Origin of the sequence: Dyella koreensis (genome assembly GCF_044904565.1) — a bacterium.
Lineage (GTDB): Bacteria > Pseudomonadota > Gammaproteobacteria > Xanthomonadales > Rhodanobacteraceae > Dyella_D > Dyella_D koreensis.
Genome location: NZ_JADIKD010000011.1, coordinates 24148 through 42282 on the forward strand (window position 1 = coordinate 24148; position 18135 = coordinate 42282).

The 18135-nt window shown below is 63.8% G+C and carries 14 protein-coding genes; 8 read left to right on the top strand and 6 right to left on the bottom strand.

The window, feature by feature from the left end; genetic code table 11:
• Positions 1 to 38: 38 nt before the first annotated feature.
• From leuS to ISS97_RS12205, 5 genes are all read right to left on the bottom strand, one after another.
• Positions 39 to 2681 carry a leucine--tRNA ligase gene (gene leuS, locus ISS97_RS12185; protein WP_379983777.1) on the bottom strand — a complete coding sequence of 881 codons (2643 nt, stop codon included), beginning with the start codon at positions 2679 to 2681 and terminating at the stop codon, positions 39 to 41.
• Between the two features lie 88 nt (positions 2682 to 2769).
• Positions 2770 to 3417, bottom strand: coding sequence for a PqiC family protein (locus ISS97_RS12190; RefSeq protein WP_379983778.1), 648 nt, complete (start codon positions 3415 to 3417; stop codon positions 2770 to 2772).
• On the bottom strand, positions 3414 to 5081 hold the full coding sequence (locus tag ISS97_RS12195) for a PqiB family protein (protein WP_379983779.1): 1668 nt from the start codon (positions 5079 to 5081) through the stop codon (positions 3414 to 3416). Before ISS97_RS12195 ends, ISS97_RS12190 begins: the two co-directional genes overlap by 4 nt.
• A complete protein-coding gene (locus tag ISS97_RS12200; protein ID WP_379983780.1) occupies positions 5074 to 5697 on the bottom strand; it encodes a paraquat-inducible protein A in 624 nt (207 codons plus the stop codon). Before ISS97_RS12200 ends, ISS97_RS12195 begins: the two co-directional genes overlap by 8 nt.
• Positions 5694 to 6305, bottom strand: coding sequence for a paraquat-inducible protein A (locus ISS97_RS12205; RefSeq protein WP_379983781.1), 612 nt, complete (start codon positions 6303 to 6305; stop codon positions 5694 to 5696). Before ISS97_RS12205 ends, ISS97_RS12200 begins: the two co-directional genes overlap by 4 nt.
• Positions 6306 to 6479: 174 nt before the next feature.
• Between ISS97_RS12205 and trxA the strand changes: the two genes are divergently transcribed.
• The 5 genes from trxA to ISS97_RS12230 all read left to right on the top strand — a co-directional run bounded on the left by trxA (position 6480) and on the right by ISS97_RS12230 (position 12930).
• Positions 6480 to 7346 carry a thioredoxin gene (gene trxA / locus ISS97_RS12210; protein ID WP_379983782.1) on the top strand — a complete coding sequence of 289 codons (867 nt, stop codon included), beginning with the start codon at positions 6480 to 6482 and terminating at the stop codon, positions 7344 to 7346.
• A 4-nt stretch (positions 7347 to 7350) separates the two neighbouring features.
• On the top strand, positions 7351 to 7803 hold the full coding sequence (locus ISS97_RS12215) for a DUF4442 domain-containing protein (protein WP_379983783.1): 453 nt from the start codon (positions 7351 to 7353) through the stop codon (positions 7801 to 7803).
• A 258-nt stretch (positions 7804 to 8061) separates the two neighbouring features.
• Positions 8062 to 8739: a DUF502 domain-containing protein gene (locus tag ISS97_RS12220; RefSeq protein WP_379983784.1), complete on the top strand. Its 678-nt coding sequence runs from the start codon at positions 8062 to 8064 to the stop codon at positions 8737 to 8739.
• Between the two features lie 59 nt (positions 8740 to 8798).
• Complete coding sequence (locus ISS97_RS12225; RefSeq protein WP_379983785.1) at positions 8799 to 10538, top strand: M14 family metallopeptidase; 1740 nt, start codon at positions 8799 to 8801, stop codon at positions 10536 to 10538.
• 262 nt (positions 10539 to 10800) lie between these two features.
• Positions 10801 to 12930, top strand: a complete 2130-nt coding sequence (locus tag ISS97_RS12230) for a M13 family metallopeptidase (protein WP_379983786.1) — start codon at positions 10801 to 10803, stop codon at positions 12928 to 12930.
• 96 nt (positions 12931 to 13026) lie between these two features.
• Here the strand turns inward: ISS97_RS12230 and panE are convergent, their stop codons facing one another.
• Complete coding sequence (gene panE, locus ISS97_RS12235; protein WP_379983787.1) at positions 13027 to 13962, bottom strand: 2-dehydropantoate 2-reductase; 936 nt, start codon at positions 13960 to 13962, stop codon at positions 13027 to 13029.
• A 295-nt stretch (positions 13963 to 14257) separates the two neighbouring features.
• Between panE and ISS97_RS12240 the strand changes: the two genes are divergently transcribed.
• The 3 genes from ISS97_RS12240 to ISS97_RS12250 all read left to right on the top strand — a co-directional run bounded on the left by ISS97_RS12240 (position 14258) and on the right by ISS97_RS12250 (position 18124).
• Positions 14258 to 16546, top strand: a complete 2289-nt coding sequence (locus tag ISS97_RS12240; protein WP_379983788.1) for a TonB-dependent receptor — start codon at positions 14258 to 14260, stop codon at positions 16544 to 16546.
• Between the two features lie 139 nt (positions 16547 to 16685).
• Positions 16686 to 17375 (top strand): Fe2+-dependent dioxygenase, encoded by a 690-nt coding sequence (locus ISS97_RS12245; protein WP_379983789.1) that lies wholly within the window; start codon positions 16686 to 16688, stop codon positions 17373 to 17375.
• A complete protein-coding gene (locus ISS97_RS12250) occupies positions 17372 to 18124 on the top strand; it encodes a tetratricopeptide repeat protein (protein WP_379983790.1) in 753 nt (250 codons plus the stop codon). The genes ISS97_RS12245 and ISS97_RS12250 overlap by 4 nt, the downstream gene beginning before the upstream one ends.
• Positions 18125 to 18135 lie beyond the last annotated feature (11 nt).

The following is an 18135-nucleotide window of genomic DNA, read 5'->3' on the forward strand; positions in this document are numbered from 1 at the left end:
GCTCACCGAACTCATAGGGATGTGCTCATAGGAGGTTCTCATCCTGCGACGATGTTGACGATCTTGCCCGGAACCACGATCACCTTGCGCACGGTCTGGCCCTCCAAGAAGGCCACCACGTTCGGCTGCGCCAGGGCCAGCTTCTCGGCTTCTTCCTTCGAGGCGTTGGCCGCAACCTCGATGGTAGCGCGCAATTTGCCATTGACCTGAACCGCCAGGGTCAGCGAGTCACGCACCAGCGCGGCACTGTCCACCTGCGGCCACGGCTGGTCTTCCACTACGGACTCAGCATGACCCAGCACCTGCCACAGGGTGTGGCTGACGTGCGGCACCACCGGGTTGAGCAACAGCACCATCGCCTCGAGCGCTTCGTGGCGCACGGCGCGGCCCTGGTCACTGCTGTCGTTGAACTTGCCCAGGCCGTTGAGGAGCTCCATCAACGCCGCGATGGCGGTGTTGAAGGAGTGACGGCGGCCGAAGTCGTCGCTGACCTTCTGGATGGTTTCGTGCAACTGGCGGCGCATGGCCTTCTGGCCGGCATCCAGCGCCGACGGATCGACCACCGGATGATCCGGGCCGGCCGCATGCGTGGTCACTTCGCGCCAGAAGCGGCGCAGGAAGCGCGCCATGCCTTCCACGCCAGCTTCGCTCCATTCCAGCGACTGTTCCGGCGGTGCGGCGAACATCGAGAACAGGCGCACTGTGTCCGCGCCGAACTTCTCCACCATCGCCTGCGGATCGATGCCGTTGTTCTTGGACTTGGACATCTTCTCGGTGCCGCCGATCTGCACCGGCTTGCCGTCGCTCTTCAGCACGGCACCGATCACGCGCGCTTTCTCGTCGCGCTGGATTTCGACGTCGGCCGGGTTGATCCAGTCCTTCGAGCCGTCCGCGTTGTCGCGGTAGAACGTCTCGGCGATCACCATGCCCTGGCACAGCAGATTGGTGGCCGGCTCGTCGGCCTTCACCAGACCCGCGTCGCGCATGAGCTTGTGATAGAAGCGGAAGTACAGCAGATGCAGGATGGCGTGCTCGATGCCGCCGATGTACTGGTCCACCGGCAGCCAGTAATTGGCGCGTCCGTCGACCTGATCCTGCGCACCCGGGCTGGTGTAGCGCGCGTAATACCAGCTCGACTCCATGAAGGTGTCGAAGGTATCGGTCTCGCGCTCGGCCGCACCGCCGCACTGCGGGCAGGTGGTTTTGCGCCACTCCGGATCGGCCTTGATCGGCGACTGCACACCGGAGAACGCCACGTCCTCGGGCAGCACCACCGGCAACTGATCTTCCGGCACCGGCACTGCATCGCATTTCGGGCAGTAAATCACCGGAATCGGACAGCCCCAGTAACGCTGGCGGCTTACACCCCAATCGCGCAGGCGCCAATTGACGCGGCGCAGGCCCTGGTCGCTGGCCTCCAGCTTGGCCGCGAGGAAATCGAAGGCCTCGCGGTAATTCTTGCCGTCCAGATCGCCGGAATGAACCACGCGCATATCGGCGCGCGTCTTGTCCGAATACCAATCCTTCCAGTGCGCCGGATCGTAGGCTTCATCGCCCGCGGCGATCACCTGCTTGATCGGCAGACCGTACTTGTGGGCGAACTCGAAATCGCGCTCGTCGTGGCCAGGCACGGCCATGACGGCGCCAGTGCCGTAACCCATCAGCACGAAGTTGGCGACCCATACCGGCACCTTCTCGCCGCTGACCGGGTGGATGGCGAACAGGCCGGTAGCCATGCCGCGCTTTTCCTGCGTCTCGAGTTCGGCTTCCGACACGCCGCCGTGCTTCAGCTCATCGAGGAAAGCAGCAAGCTTGGCATTGTCCTTGGCCGCCTTCAGCGCCAGCGGATGCTCGCCGGCGATGGAAACGAAGGTGACACCCATCAGCGTATCGGGGCGCGTGGTGAACACGGTCAGCTGTTCGCTCTCGCCTTCCACCGCGAAATGGATTTCCAGGCCTTCGCTGCGGCCGATCCAGTTGCGCTGCATGGTTTTCACCGCATCCGGCCAGCCGGGCAGCGTATCCAGGCCGTCGAGCAGTTCCTGCGCGTAATCGGTGATCTTGAGGAACCACTGCGGGATCTCGCGCTTTTCCACCAGCGCGCCGGAGCGCCAGCCGCGGCCGTCGATCACCTGCTCGTTGGCGAGCACGGTGTGATCCACCGGATCCCAGTTCACCACCGCGTTCTTGCGGTAGGCCATGCCCTTCTTCATCAGCCGGGTGAACATCAACTGTTCCCAGCGGTAGTACTCCGGACGGCAGGTGGCGAACTCGCGGGTCCAGTCATACGCAAAGCCCATGCGCTGCAACTGGCTGCGCATGTGCTCGATGTTCTTGTAGGTCCACTTGGCCGGCGCGGTGTTGTTCTTGATCGCGGCGTTCTCGGCCGGCAGGCCGAACGCGTCCCAGCCCATCGGCTGCAGCACGTTCTTGCCGTTCATGCGCTGGTAGCGGCTGATCACGTCGCCGATGGTGTAGTTGCGCACATGGCCCATATGCAGCGCACCCGACGGGTACGGCAGCATGGAAAGGCAGTAGAACTTCGGGCGGGAGGCGTCCTCCTTCACCTCATAGGCGCGGTGGTCGCGCCAGTACTGCTGCGCGGCGGTTTCCACCGCCTGCGGCTGGTAGGCCTGTTCGGTGGCCTGATCGTTCGTGCCCTGTTCTTGGATGTCCTGCATGTGTCCGGCGCCATAGCTTGTTCTGGCAGCCAAAACCGGCGTCCACCGGTGGCTGCGGGTGAACGGGGCAGACTAGCAGATTGGGGCCTCAGCCGGGCGGGCAGACCGTACTTTGGCCAGCCGCCAGCGGCCCTGCGGCGGCGGCGATTTGCGCCGCGAGACGGTCGATGGCGCGCTGATGTCCCTGCACCAGCGCCTCGTACCCCTCGCCCACCGATTCCTGCACCCGACTGGTACAGGACAGCGACGTGTTGCCCTTGAGCGAACGAAGGCTCCACGCGGCATCGATCAGCGCATAGCTGCCCGGTACCGAATCGAAGCGGCGCAGATCGACCTTGATCCGCAGGACCGGCTTGCTGCCTGCGGGCAACCCGCTGACATCCTGCGTTTTCAGCTGCCGCGCGAGATCGGCCGACAGGGCGCTACGGATTTCATCGCCCAGCGGCGCGATCCAGCGCTGGCCATCAAGCATGGCCACGCCCTGCCCGCCCTGGCGTACCACCAGCTGCGGCTGATCGACCTGCGCCGGCACGCCGACCGGCAGCAGTTCGAACTGGAACGAGGCCGGCGGCGCGGTGATAGCCGACTGCGTCGCCGTTGGCACATAGGTATCGGCCGGCGGCACCAGCGTGTAATAGCGCACGGGTGCCGAACCACCGCCACAGGCGGCCAGCGTCAATGCGGCGGCCGCGGCCAGGATGGGCCATCCCTTGTAAATGGTGCCCTTGCGGATCATGGCTTGCTCCCTTGTTGCGTGGCGGCTGGCGGCGTTTTGGCCGGCGCGGGATCGGCCTTGCGTCCGCGCAGCAGCGAGTCCGGATGACTGCCCAGGTAATCGGTGAGCACTCGCAGCGAGCGCGCCGAGCGCTGCAATTCCTGCAGCGTGCCGCCCAGGTTCTGTTGCAGCGGCGAATCCGGCGACAGCGCACTGTTGGCGGTACCCATGGTCTGCTGCGTGCTCTGCAAGGTGTTCTTGAACTCCGGCAGCACGTCGCCGTTGACCTGCTTGAGCGTGCGATTCAATTCGCCCAGCGTCTGGTCGAGATTGCGGCCGATACTGTCGAACGGGATCTTCTGGATCTTGCCCACGATCTCCGCCATCTGCTCCTGCAGCTTGTCGAAGCTGCCCGGCACAGTCGGAATCTCCATCGGCTTGGCGGTCGGATCGAACGCCACCTTCGGCGCCTTGGGATCGAAGTCCAGCGCGATATAGAGCTGTCCGGTGAGCAGATTGCCGCTGCGCGCCTGGGCGCGCAGGCCGTGCTCGACCAGACTCCGCATCATCTGCGAGAGCTGAGCGTCATCGCCGCGCGCCTTGGCCAGCGCCACCAACTTGTCGTGGGCGCGACCGAGGCGCTGCGGATACACCACCGCGCCCACAGTCACCGGGAATTTCTGGGTCTTCTCATCGAAGTCCAGGTTCACCGACACCACACGACCAAACGGAATGCCCAGGAATTCGACCGGCGCATCCACCTTCAAACCGCGCAGGGATTGATCGAAGCGCATGCGGATGTATTTCGGCTCGCCATCCGGCGGCGCCATCGCGGTGGATTCGTCCTTGAACAGACGGAACTCGGCATCCTCCGTCGCCGGCGTCTCGTCATGCGGCCCCATCGGCGCCTGAAACGCCACGCCACCCGCCAGCACGGTAGCCAGCGACTGCGTATTGAGCTTGACGCCGTCGGCGCCTACTGAGACATCCACACCGCTGGCGTTCCAGAAACGGCTGGACTGAGTGACAAACTGGTCGTTCGGGCCGTCGATGAAAATCTGCAACGACACACCCTTGCCATCCTTATCCAACTGATAGGTCACCACGCGCCCCACCTGGATGCGCCGGTAATACACCGGCGAACCGATATCGAGGGAACCCAGATCGTCGGTGCGCAATGTAAAGGTCTTGCCCGGCGCGCCGTGCGTCACCGCTGGCGGAGACTCCAGGCCGGTGAACTCGTCCTCCGACTCTTTCGACTCACCCACGTCAGCGCCGATGAAGGCGCCGGACAACAAGGTATCGATACCCGACACGCCGCCGAGACCGATGCGCGGACGCACCACCCAGAAGCGCGTATCCGCCGTGGCGAAACCTTCGGCGCTCTTTTCCAGCGACACCTTGGCGGTAACGTGGCTGCGGTCCTTGCTGAGGCGCACCGAAGTGACCCGGCCGATGACCACGTTCTTGTATTTCACCGGCGTCTTGCCCGGATCCAGGCCTTCCGCACTCTGGAAGCTGATGTTGATGGTGGGGCCTGCCTGCATCCAGGCGTTGATTACCAGCGACAGGCCGACCAGCGCGGCCAATACCGGAATCAGCCAGACAAACGACGCATTGATCCGCGGACGGTGAACTACCGGCTCGGGCAGGTCGGCGTTGCCGGGTTTCAAGTCGTCAGTCATCGGAATCCCTGCCATCCCAGATCAGCCTGGGGTCAAAACTCATTGAAGCGAACATAGTGAGCACCACCGTGAGGCCGAAGAACACCACCCCTGGCAGCGGTTCCACCAGGCTCAGCAAACCAAACTGCACCAGCGCCGTCAGTAGCGCTACCACAAAGACATCCAGCATCGACCAATAGCCGATCAGCTCCACCAGCCGGTAAAGCTTGGCACGTTGCCGGCGCGCCCAGCCGCTGTTGCGATGCGAACTCCACAACAACGTCACTAGCGCCAGGAACTTGAGCATCGGCACCACGATGCTGGCAGTGAACACGATAATCGCGAGATCCGGCGAACCCTTCACCCACAGTTCGATCACGCCGCTGAGGATGGTGTTGTCGTCTACATCACCCACGCTCACCGTGCGCATGATCGGCAACAGGTTGGCGGGAATGTACAGAATGAAAGCGGCGATCAGCAGTGCCCAGGTGCGGCTGTAGCTCGCCTTCTTGCGACGATGCAGCGGGGAATGGCAGCGCGGACAGTGCACACCCTCCACACCCGTATCGCGGCACACCAGGCCGCATACATGGCAACCGATCAAGCCCAGTTCGCTGGCGCGCGGCAATGCACTCACGACGCGCGCTCCGAGGTCATATCCCACAGCCGCCTAATGTCGATGCCCGCGAAGATGGTGATCAGCAAGGTCAAGGCAGCGTAAGCAAAAATGCCGGGATTGAGGATCACGTCGAAATACACATGCGCCTTGACGATGGCGACCATGGCGCCCAGCACGAACACCTCGCTCATCGTCCACGGCCCCACCCGATACAACGCCACCATCGCCAGGCGGAATCCCGGCGCGCGCTGTCCGCGGCGCGCGTACAGCAACACCCAGCCCAGCAGCAGCATCTTGCACAGCGGGAAGAAAAACAGCGTGCCCGCCGCCAGCAGCGACACCACCTGCGAATGCTCGCGCCACATCATTACGATGGCGCCCCACAGCGTGGTGCTGATCAGCGTGCCGTTGAACCCGAGCGTCACGATCGGCCAGATATTGGCCTGTACGAACACCACCAGCGCGGTCAGCACCAAGGCCAACATTCCGCTCGCGCTCAAGCGGTGATAGCGCTCCAGCACGGCGTCGCAACGCAGGCAGCGGGCAACCTCCCCGCAGCACAGTTCGCGCCGGCGATACACGGTGTCGCAGTGCTCGCAGATCAGCAGCGGCGGCGTCGCAGCCATGGGGGTCGTGCCTGGATCCGGGCTCGTCATCCAGCGGATTCTCGCAAATCTGTCGTCGCGGCGCTTTAAACGCACTTTAATCAGAAAGGGGGCCGTCATCTGAGGATGCGCCGACCCTTGATATGCTTCGCCGCGCCCTGATCTGAAACCGATTCGTTACCCGGAGTTCCCCCTGTGACCGCCAGCACTGCCGCCACCCATGTCTTCGATGTGGACCAGGACAATTTCGAGGCCGACGTCCTTCAAGCCTCGCTGACCACCCCGATCCTGGTGGACTTCTGGGCGACCTGGTGCGGTCCCTGCAAAACCCTGGGCCCGATGCTGGAAAAGCTGGCCGCTGAATTCAACGGTGCCTTCCGCCTGGCCAAGGTGGACGTGGACAAGAACCAGCAGCTGGCCGGCATGTTCGGCGTGCGCAGCATTCCCACCGTGGTGCTGGTCAAGGACGGTCAGATCCTGGACGGCTTCGCCGGCGCACTGCCGGAAGGCCAGTTGCGTGAGTTCCTGATGCGTCATCTGCAACCCGCCGAAGGTGGTACGGCGGAAGAACCGGCACCGGCCGAAGTCGAGACGCCCGAGCAGGCGATCAACCGACTCCAGCAAGCCATGGCCGCCGAGCCCGACAAGGCCGACCTGAAACTCGATCTCGCCCTGGCCCTGATGCGCGCCGGCCAGGCCGACGCCGCCGAAGCCGAGCTCGCCGCCCTGCCCGCTAACCTCGCCACCGATGGCCGTGCGGTGCGCCTGCGCAGCCAGCTCGACCTGGCCCGCGCACTGAAGGACGCGCCCACGTTGACCGAGCTGCAACAGCGCGTGCAAGCCGACGCTGCCGACTGGCAGGCCCGCGACCTGCTCGGCGTACGCCTGCTGCTGGAAGACGATGCCGCCGCCGGCCTGGAACAGTTCCTCGCCATCCTCGAGCGCGCCCGCGACTGGAACGAAGGCGCCGCCAAAAAGCGCCTGCTCGCCGCCTTCGCCACGCTGGACGATGCGGAACTGGTCGGCCGCTATCGCCGGCGCATGGCTTCGTTGCTGTTCTGATCGCATGAGTCCTTCCACCTTCCGGCGACTGATGAACCTGTGGCCGCCGTTCCTGTGCAACAGCATTCGCGTGCAATCGCTGAGCGACGACTGGAGCGAAGCCACCGTAGTACTGCGCCTGCGCCCGTGGAACCGCAACTACGTCAAAAGCCAATTCGGCGGCAACCTGTTCGCCATGACCGATCCACTATGGATGCTGCTGGTAATGCACCAGCTCGGTAGCGAGTACTACGTGTGGGACAAGGCTGGCGCGATCGATTTCGTCGCTCCGGGCCGCGAGGACGTCTACGCGCATTTCAAGCTGGAGCCATCGGTGGTCGACGAACTGCGCGCCGCCGCCGCGAACGGCGAGAAGGTATTGCGCTGGTTCGAAACCGAAATCAAAACGGCCAGCGGCGAAGTCGTGGCGCGAGTGCGCAAGCAGATCTACGTACGACTGAAGCCGAGGGCGCGCTAGCCGTTCGTCTATTCGCGCTCGAAACTCAGCATATCCGCCAGAAGTTTCTCTACGCGCTGGACGCTACGCCCAGCCGCATGGCTTGCCATCGAGCGCGCCAACCTCATCCGCTTCAAGACGCGGATAACAAGCCACATCAGCAGTTCGCACGGCGCCGAAAAAAAATCACACACGGCAGCGAAAGGGCCGAACGTCACCCCCTGATGGCACCAGCCGCCCCCTACAATGCCGGTCTTCCCGCTACCGATGACCCCTCCCATGCGGCGATTGCGCATCAAACGCTATCTGATCACCGGCCTGCTCACCTTTATCCCGCTGTGGGTGACCTGGCTGGTCTTCAAGTTCGTGCTGGGCATGCTGGCCGGCATCGGCGCGCCGCTGGTGGGGGCCTTTGTCGGTGCCATCTCGCGGGCCTGGCCCGGCCTGGGCGAATCGCTCAACCGTGGCTGGCTGCTCTTTATCCTGGCCCTGGTGCTGACCCTGGGCGCCCTGTATGTGCTGGGCTGGCTGGCCAATCGCGTGATCGGCCAGCGCCTGCTCGATGGCTTCGATGCGCTGCTCGCGCGCATCCCGCTGGTGCAGACCATCTACGGCGGCACCAAGAAACTGATGGCCGTGCTGCAACAGAAGCCGACGGGCGTGCAGCGTGTGGTGCTGATCGACTTTCCGCGCCGCGGCATGAAGGTGGTCGGCTTCGTCACCCGCGTGATGATTGAGGAAGGCACCGGCCGCGAAATGGCCGCCGTCTATATCCCGACCACGCCCAATCCCACCGGCGGCTACCTCGAGGTGGTACCGGTGGACGAATTGACGCCCACCGACTGGACCATGGATCAGGCCATGGCCTTCATCATTTCCGGCGGTGCTGTTGCTCCCGATACCTTGCCCGCCTCGGTTACGCCGCTGACGGACGACAACGCCAAGGATCACGTATGACAGGATCAGGCATAACCCCGCGCCACCTTCTTCTGTCCGCCCTGCTGGGAGCCGCGGCCATGACCGCACAAGCTGCCGACTGGACCACGCCTGCTGAGGCGGCGCATTTCCGCACCACACCGAGTTACGCCGACACATTGGCTTACCTGCAGAAGCTGGCCGCTGCCGCACCCGGCAAGTTGAAGGTGGAAAGTTTCGGCACCTCGCCACAGGGGCGTCCGCTGACGATGGTGATCGCCAGTGGCGATGGCACCTTCACTCCGGAAGCGGCGCGCAAGGCCGGCAAGCCGATCGTGCTGTTGCAGGCCGGCATCCATCCCGGCGAGATCGAGGGCAAGGACGCCGGCCTGATGCTGCTGCGCGACTATGCCGTCGCCGGCAAGCTGCCGCATCTGCTCGACAAGGTCGTACTGGTCTACATCCCGGTGTTCAGCGTGGATGGACATGAGAATTCCAGCCCCTTCCACCGCATCAACCAGAACGGCCCGGACAGCATGGGCTTTCGCGGCCAGGCGCAGTACCTCAACCTCAACCGCGACTACGTGAAAGCCGATACGCCGGAAATCCGCGACTGGCTGAAGCTGTGGCAGCACTGGCTGCCCGACCTGTTCATGGACATCCACACCACCGACGGCGCGGACTATCAGTACGACCTCACCTGGTATACCGAAGACCCGCACAAACTGGACCCCGATGTGAGCGCATGGCAGCAGGCGCTGATGACCAGCCGCGTGATGCCCGCCTATGAAAAGCGTGGCCATCTCGGGGCGATCTATCTGGACTTCAAAGATGGCCGCGACCCGCGCAAGGGCCTTGCCAACTTCGGTTCGGGTCCACGCTTCTCCACCGGCTATGTCGCGCTACAGAATCGCCCCGCGCTGCTGGTCGAAACGCACATGCTCAAGTCGTACGAGAACCGCGTGCGCGGCACCTATGATCTTGTGGAGCTGATGCTGGAGAACATCGGCAACGACGCAACCACACTGATCGCTATCAATCGCAAAGCCGACCAGGCCGTCGCGGCACGCGCCGCTGATCCGAAAGCGCAGGTGGCACTGACCTACAAGCCGGATTCCAAGTCCACGCCATTCGAGTTCAAGAGTTTCGCTTTCAGCATCACCCACAGCGATATCTCCAACAGCGACTGGATCCAGTACGACCCGAGCAAACCGCAGACCTACGCCATCGAGAACTGGAATGGCCTGCTGCCCGATACGTCCATCAATCCACCCGCTGCCTACGCCATTCCGGCGCAGTGGACGCAAATCATCGAGAAGCTCGACATCCACGGCATCGCCTACCGCCGACTGTCGCACCCACTGAAGATCAAAGCGGGCGCCTATCAGTTGGACAACCCACAGTGGAGCAGCAAGCCGTTCGAAGGCCACCTGATGCTGCGCGACTTCAGCCAGAGCAATGTCACACGCGAAGTCGAACTGCCGGCAGGTTCGGTCATCGTGCCGATGAACCAGCGCACCGCCAACGTCGCCATCAACCTGCTCGAACCGCAGGCGCCCGACTCGCTGCTGCGCTGGGGCTACCTCAACGCCATCTTCGAGCCGAAGGAGTACGGCGAGCCACGCGTAGTGGAGAAGCTCGCGCGCGACCTGCTCGCGAAGAACCCGGCGCTGAAAACGGAATTCGACAAGAAGCTGCGCGACGATCCCGCCTTCGCCGCCAGTCCCGGTGCGCGGCTGGAGTTCTTCTTCGAGCGCTCGCCTTGGTACAGCGCGCAGGATGTCGGTGCCTATCCCGTGCTGCGCCTGGATGCCGCCGCCCTCGAAAAGACTGCGCGATAAATCCCTCGTAGGAGCGCACCCTGTGCGCGATCTCCTACGTAGTGCCGCCTTGTCGCGCACAGGGTGCGCTCCTACTGGTGTCAGGCCAGCTTTTCAGCCGCACGCCTGTTGCAGAACGCGCCCCTGACCTTTGACACTGTGCCTGACCATGACCAATGACCTAGCGTCAAAAGTCATGACTACGATCCGGGCGGCTCCGCGCGCGATCGGCCATCAGCCGCTAACCCGCCCTATCGGGCTCTATTTCATGAGAGGGAAATCCATGACCAAGCCGTACCTGAAGCCGCTCGCCCTTGCGGTGAGCCTCGCCCTGACCCTGACCGCCTGCGGCAAGCAGGAATCCGCCGAGCAGGCCGCCCCGGCTAAGAGCAGCAGCGCCCCGGCCGCCGCCAGCACCACGGCCGCCGCGCCTGCCGTCAAGAAGAGCCCGTTCGACGTCAGCGAGCTGGATACCGGCATCAACGCCTGCCAAGACTTCAACGGCTTCGTCAACTCCAAGTGGGTGGCCGCCAACCCGATCCCGGAAGACCGCACCCGCTGGGGCGCTTTCGACCAGCTGGCCGAAAGCAGCCTCAACACCCAGCACGACATCGTCGATGCCGCCGCCAAGGGCGCCGCCCAGGCGCAGGCCGGTTCGATCGAGCAGAAGATCGGCCTGCTGTACCAGTCGGGCATGAATGAAGACGCCATCGAGAAAGCCGGCGCCGAGCCGATCAAGGCCAAGCTCGATGCCATCGCCGCGCTGAAGAGCGGCGCCGACGTGGCCGACTACATCACCAAGGCCTACGCCGAAGGCGACGGCCAGGTGTTCCAGTTCGGTTCGGGCGCCGACTTCAAGCACGCCGACATGCAGATCGCCTACGCCAATCAGAGCGGCCTGGGCCTGCCCACCAAGGACTACTACTCGGATGCCAAGTACAAGGACATCCGCGACGCCTATGTGACGCACATCGCCCAGGCGCTGCAGCTCGCTGGCGTGTCCGAGGCCGACGCCAAGACCCAGGCCGACGACGTGCTGAAGTTCGAGACCACGCTCGCCGCCGCCTCGCTGTCCCCGGTGGAAGAGCGCGACCCGAAGAACCAGTACCACTTCGTCAGCGTGAAAGACGCTGACAAGGTCACCCCGCACTTCAACTGGGAGAAGTTCTTCGCCGCCCAGGGCGTGACCATCGACAAGGGTTTCTCGCTGTCGCAGCCGAAGTTCTTCGCCGGCTTCGACAAGCTGCTGGCCACCGCGCCGACCGCACAGTGGCAGGCCTACCTGCGCTTCCACACCGTCGACGACGCGTCGCCGTACCTGAGCAAGGCGTTCCAGGACAACAAGTTCGACTTCTACGGCAAGACCCTCGCCGGCCAGCCGCAGCAGAAGCCGCGCTGGAAGCGCGTGCTCGGTGCCGTCAACGGCGGCATGGGCGAAGCACTGGGTCAGCTCTACGTGGCCAAGGTGTTCAAGCCGGAAGCCAAGGAGCGTGCCGAGCAGCTGGTCGACAACGTGCGCAACGCGCTGAAGGCCCGCATCGAGAAGCTGGACTGGATGAGCGACGCCACCAAGGAAAAGGCCATCGCCAAGTGGAATACCTTCCTGCCCAAGATCGGCTACCCCGACAAGTGGCGTGACTGGTCCGGCCTGAACATCAGCGGCGACAACTACTACGCCAACGTCAAGGCCGCCGCCAAGTTCAACTACGACTACGACATCGCCAAGATCGGCAAGCCGACCGACCGCAAGGAATGGGGCATGACCCCGCAGACGGTCAACGCGTATTACAACCCGACCGACAACACCATCAACTTCCCGGCAGCGATCCTGCAGTCGCCGTTCTTCGACGCCGCGGCCGACGACGCCATCAACTACGGCGGCATCGGTGCCGTGATCGGTCACGAGGCCAGCCACGGCTTCGACGACGAAGGCAGCCAGTTCGACGGCGCCGGCAACCAGGAAAACTGGTGGACCAAGGACGACCGCACCAAGTTCGACGGCCGCACCGACAAGCTGGTGCAGCAGTTCAACGACTACGCGCCGATCAAGGACAAGCCGGATGCGCACGTCAACGGCAAGCTGACCCTGGGCGAGAACATCGCCGACCTGGGCGGCCTCAACGTTGCCTACGACGCACTGCAGACCGCACTGTCGAAGACCCCGGGCTCGACCGAGCAGAAGGTGGACGGCTATACGCCCGACCAGCGCTTCTTCCTCAACTGGGCCCGCGTGTGGCGCGGCCACGTGCGCGAGAAGCAGGCGCTGCTCTCGCTCAACACCGATCCGCACGCACCGGCTTCGCTGCGCGCTATCGGCGCACCTTCCAACATGGAAGCGTTCGCTACCGCGTTCCAGTGCAAGACGGGCGATGCGATGGTGCGCGCGGCCGACAAGCAGGTGAAGATCTGGTAAGCCCTGTATCGCCGCGGCGTCTGCCGCAGCAATGAAAAAAGCGCCGCACATCTGTGCGGCGCTTTTTTATTTACAAGCGACTCTGTCCACGATGCATCAAGAAGCAACTGCTCTCGAGCGCCTCGCCTCATAAGCTTTCAGATGCGCATACGCGACGCGCAGCATGGGCAGCTCGGCGTCAGCCGTTTTGGCGCGCGCCAGCAAATCGCCCACCACATGATCGGCCTCGATGGCGCCGCCCTGCTCCAGGTCGCGCATCATCGACGCGCTGAGTGTGGAACCGGCTTCGGTAAGCACTGAGCGCGCGCGATCAAGAACGGTATCGGCGGGCGCATGTCCATTGTCGCTCGCCACACGCCGGCAATCGTCCAACAAGCCTAGGATCGCCTTCGAACCGCCAGGAGCCGCAACGATGTCGCCCACGGGTGCGCGCATCAGACACGTGATGCCAGCGAGCGAAGCAAGGAACACCCACTTATCCCACATGTCCTGCAGGATGGTGGTACTGAGGCGCGGCTCGAAGTTGGCTTTCGCCATGCTCTGCGCGACACGTTCGATGCGCTCCGAGCGCGTGCCGTCGCGTTCGCCGAAGGTGAGGCTGTGCGATTGATTGAGATGCTGCACGACGCCGTCGGCATTCAGTGTCGCCGCGATCACGCATTGCCCTCCCAGCACATGCTGCGCGCCAAAGCGCGCATCCAGCAGGTCCAAATGGCGCATGCCGTTGAGCAGCGGCAAGATCATGGTCTGCGGGCCTACCGCAGGGGCGATGTCCTCGATCACCTGCGCCAGGTGATAGGCCTTGCAGCTCAGCAGGATCAGATCGAACGGCGCAGTCAACTGCCCGGCCAGCACCACCGGTGGCGATGACAAGGTGACATCGCCCTTCGCACTACGGATGACCAGGCCATTCCGTGCCAGTGATTCGGCACGACCGGCGCGCACCAGAAAGGTCACGTCTTGCCCGCTTTCCAGCAGCCGCCCGCCGAAGTAACCGCCCGTAGCGCCCGCGCCCACCACCAGAATCCGCATGCCCTGACTCCTGACTCAATTCAGCCCCACAGCGTACAGGCAGCACCGGTGCACCCTGCTGTATCGCAACTTTTCACGATATTTATTGCGAATCATTATCAATTGTTTTACTGTCTCGACGCTCAGCGAGGCAGTCAGCCTGGCCAACGCAACCTTCGCGCGGACCGCATGAAGGAGCGCGCCGCCGGCCCGGACGCCAGGCCAGCCCTCTTCTTTATTCAAGACATTCCAGACGCATCGGTGTCGACGTCCGCGGCGCGCCATGCATGCCCTTTACCTGTTTCAAGGAAGCGCGATGCCCTCCCCGCAAGCTTTTATCTCCTCACAAGCCTCTTCGCCCAAGCGCCTGCTAGCCTCCGCCCTCGGCCTGGCCTTACTGCCCATCGCGGCGCACGCTGCTGACGCCGACGCACCGAAGGAAGACCAGGCCAAGAAGCTGGAGGGCGTGAAAGTCGACGCCACCACGGTCAACTCCACCTCGCCCAAATTCACCGCGCCACTGCTGGATACGCCACGCGCGGTTACCGTGATCCCGCAGGCGATCATGCAGGAGACCGGCGCGGTCTCCCTGCTCGATGCGCTGCGCACGGTGCCGGGCATTACCTTCGGTGCCGGCGAAGGCGGCAACCCGAACGGTGACCGTCCCTTTATCCGTGGATTCGATTCGCAAAGCTCGCTGTTCATCGATGGCGTGCGCAGCTCCGGCTCGCAATCGCGCGAAGTGTTCGACATTGAGCAGATCGAAGTGACCAAGGGCCCCAGCTCCGCGTATACCGGCCGCGGCTCCGCTGGCGGCAGCGTGAACCTGGTGACCAAGGCGCCCAAGGCGCAGAACTTCGTCACTGGCAGTGTCGGCGTAGGCACCGACAACTATCGCCGCGGTACCGTCGACTGGAATCAGGCGGTGAACGACGACGTGGCCTTCCGCCTCAACGCGATGGCGCACGAGAACGACATTCCCGACCGCAACGGTCCCGACTTCAGTCGCTGGGGCATCGCACCCTCGGTCACCTTCGGCATGAAATCCGCGACCAGCGTCACGCTGAGCTACTACCACCTGCAAAGCGATGACACGCCGGACAGCGGCCTGCCGTACAACAACCCTTTCGCGGCGACCAGCCCGAACGCCGGGCTCAACGGCAACGGCGAGCCGATCAAGGTGCCGCACGACACCTACTACGGCCTGCTCAAGCGCGACTTCCAGAAACAGAAGACCGATGTCGGCAGCATCCGCCTGCAACACGACTTCGGCGGCGGCTGGCTGCTGCGCAACACCACGGTGTACTCGCGCGTCACCAACGACTACATCTGGACGCAACCGGACGACAGTCAGGGCAACTTCCTGGTCAACGGCGGCATCTGGCGCCGCAATAACAACCGCATCAGTGCCGTCACCGCGCTGACCAATCAGACCGACCTCACCGGCGAGTTCGAGACCGGCGCGATCAAGCACAGCATCGCCACCGGTATCGAGATCGGCAACGAGAAGACACATCGCAGCAGCTACAGCGTGGACCCGGCAGTCAATGCGGCCGACACCCACAACACCGGCTCGATCGTCAACGGCGCCTGTACCCGCAAATACGGCATCGGCGCGGCCTCCAACTACTGGTGCACCAGCGTACTGAACCCGAATCCGAACGATCCGTGGAGCGGCCTGATCTCCGGCGGCCTCAACCCGGTACGTGTCACCACCGATACGCGCTCGGCCTGGGCCTTCGATACCGCCACGCTGAGCGAGCAGTGGCTGCTCAACCTGGGCGTGCGCTTCGACAACTTCCGCACGCGCTCCACCAGTGTCACTACCGCCACCAATGCGGTCGCGACACTGAAGAACGACTCCAACTTCTGGAACTACCAGGCCGGCGTGATCTACAAGCCGGTGAGCAATGGCAGCATCTACCTCTCGTACGGCACCTCCTCCAATCCGCCGGGTGTGGACGCAGGCGACGGTTCGGATGCCATCGCGCTGAGCAACGCCGACCTCAAGCCGGAAACCAGCCGCAACCTGGAACTGGGCACCAAGTGGGACGTGCTCGACAACCGCGTGTCGCTCACCGCCGCCGTGTTCCGCAGCGAAAAAACCAACGCCCGTGTCGCCCTCACCGGCGTGCGCGGCGGCCCGATGGCCAACGTCGGCGAGCAGCGCGTGGACGGCATCGAGCTCGGCATCAGTGGCAATATCACCGCGCAGTGGCAGGTGTTCGCCGGCTACACCTATCTCGACAGCGAACTGGTGAAAGCCTCGCCGGCCGCACCGGGCGACCAGGGCAACCAGTTCCCGAACACGCCGAAAAACAGCGCGACCCTATGGACCACCTACGCCATCACCCCCGCGCTCACCATCGGCGGCGGCGCGTATTACATGGACAAGGTCTACGGCAACACCGCCAACACCAAGTGGGTGCCGTCGTACACGCGCTTCGATGCGATGGCATCGTACGAGATCAACCACAACCTCACACTGCAGCTCAACATCCAGAACCTCACCAACAAGTACTACTTCGACAAGGCATACGCCTCCCACTACGCCACGGTGGCGCCGGGTCGCTCCGCCATCCTGAGCGCGAACTTCAAGTTCTGAAGGAGGGCCATCGCCCCGGCGCGCTCACCCGCCCAGGCGATGGCACGGATGGAACCACGCCGCCCGATCACCCGGGCGGCGTTCTGTTTATCAATGCGCTCGTTATCGAAGTACCTGCTTATGCCACGGAACCGCCGCCATGCTGCTGCACATCCCTGACGTCCTGACACCCGCGCAACTGCAGATGTTTCGCGAGAAACTCGCCGACGCACCGTGGACGGACGGCCGCATCACCGCCGGCTATCAATCGGCCCAGGCCAAGGACAACGCGCAGCTCGACGAACAACACCCCATCGCGCGCGAGCTCAGCGCCATCGTCACCGACGCTGTACTGCGCCATCCCACCTTCTTCGCCGGCGCCCTGCCGCGGCACATCTACCCGCCGCTGTTCAACCGCTACAGTGGTGGCCAACAATTCGGCTTCCACGTCGACAACGCGATCCGCTACGACCGCGCGCGTGAACCCGCGCTGCCGATCCGCACCGACCTCTCCGCGACGCTGTTCCTCGCCGCACCCGAAGAGTACGACGGCGGCGAACTAGTCATCGAAGACAACTTCGGCACCCACAGCATCAAACTGCCGGCAGGCGATCTCGTGCTCTACCCCGCCAGCAGCCTGCATCGAGTGCAGCCGGTAACACGCGGTGCGCGTGTGGCATCGTTCTTCTGGATCCAGAGTCTCGTGCGCGACGACGCGCAGCGACGCATTCTGTTCGACTTGGATGTGGCCATCCAGGCGCTGCAGCAGAAGCAAACCAACGACCAAGTCGCCCTGCTTTCGCTTACAGGTGTTTATCACAACCTGCTCAGGCAATGGAGCGAGCCGTGAGCGAACCGGTCGGCATTCCACTCGATCTGGAGGCCGTAAATCATCTATTGCCCCATGCGCCTGAGGAGGCCGCCACTCTGCTGCATGAAGCAGCCCGCGCAGGCCGAGGTGACGCACAAACCTGGTTGGGCCAGTTGTATCTGAATGGGCTAGGTGTATCGCTCGACCCGAGCGAAGCACTGTATTGGTTCCAGCGTGCCGCCCATGCCGACATGCCGATGGCGATGAACATGCTCGGCCGTTGCCACGAGAACGGTTGGGGCTGTGAGATTGATCATGCACTGGCTGCGGTGTGGTACCGCCGCTCCGCCGATCACGGTCTGGACTGGGCGATCTACAACCTGGCGCAGATGCATGCCCAGGGCCGAGGCGTGCGGCAGGACCGCACTGAAGCCTTTCGTCTCTTCACCCGCGCCGCCACCATGGGCCATGCGCGCGCGATGCACTTTCTCGGTCAGTTCTATGAATACGGTTGGGAGGTAGCTCCCGACCGGGCACAAGCCTTCGCGCTATACCGCCACTCGGCGGAAGGCGGTGACTACCGTGGCATGTGCAGCTGGGCCTCGGTGCTCACGCAGACCGGGCACGTGACGGAGGCCGTCGCGCTGCTGGCACGCGCGTTTCCACTCGCGCCGCCGCACTACCGCGAAGCGCTACTGGTCTCCTTGCGCGCATCGCCCTATCCGCCGTTGCGTGCGCTTGCCAAAAATCTGTCGGTGTCGCCCGGAACCTCTGAGACGCCGGGCTGACGATTTCGCCA

Excerpts from the sequence above, each read along its gene's own strand:
- leuS (WP_379983777.1), bottom strand. The coding sequence starts at position 2,681 with ATGCAGGACATCCAAGAACAGGGCACGAACGATCAGGCCACCGAACAG.
- ISS97_RS12190 (WP_379983778.1), bottom strand. The coding sequence starts at position 3,417 with ATGATCCGCAAGGGCACCATTTACAAGGGATGGCCCATCCTGGCCGCG.
- ISS97_RS12195 (WP_379983779.1), bottom strand. The coding sequence starts at position 5,081 with ATGACTGACGACTTGAAACCCGGCAACGCCGACCTGCCCGAGCCGGTA.
- ISS97_RS12205 (WP_379983781.1), bottom strand. The coding sequence starts at position 6,305 with ATGGCTGCGACGCCGCCGCTGCTGATCTGCGAGCACTGCGACACCGTG.
- ISS97_RS12215 (WP_379983783.1), top strand. The coding sequence starts at position 7,351 with ATGAGTCCTTCCACCTTCCGGCGACTGATGAACCTGTGGCCGCCGTTC.
- ISS97_RS12220 (WP_379983784.1), top strand. The coding sequence starts at position 8,062 with ATGCGGCGATTGCGCATCAAACGCTATCTGATCACCGGCCTGCTCACC.
- ISS97_RS12225 (WP_379983785.1), top strand. The coding sequence starts at position 8,799 with ATGACCGCACAAGCTGCCGACTGGACCACGCCTGCTGAGGCGGCGCAT.
- ISS97_RS12230 (WP_379983786.1), top strand. The coding sequence starts at position 10,801 with ATGACCAAGCCGTACCTGAAGCCGCTCGCCCTTGCGGTGAGCCTCGCC.
- panE (WP_379983787.1), bottom strand. The coding sequence starts at position 13,962 with ATGCGGATTCTGGTGGTGGGCGCGGGCGCTACGGGCGGTTACTTCGGC.
- ISS97_RS12240 (WP_379983788.1), top strand. The coding sequence starts at position 14,258 with ATGCCCTCCCCGCAAGCTTTTATCTCCTCACAAGCCTCTTCGCCCAAG.
- ISS97_RS12245 (WP_379983789.1), top strand. The coding sequence starts at position 16,686 with ATGCTGCTGCACATCCCTGACGTCCTGACACCCGCGCAACTGCAGATG.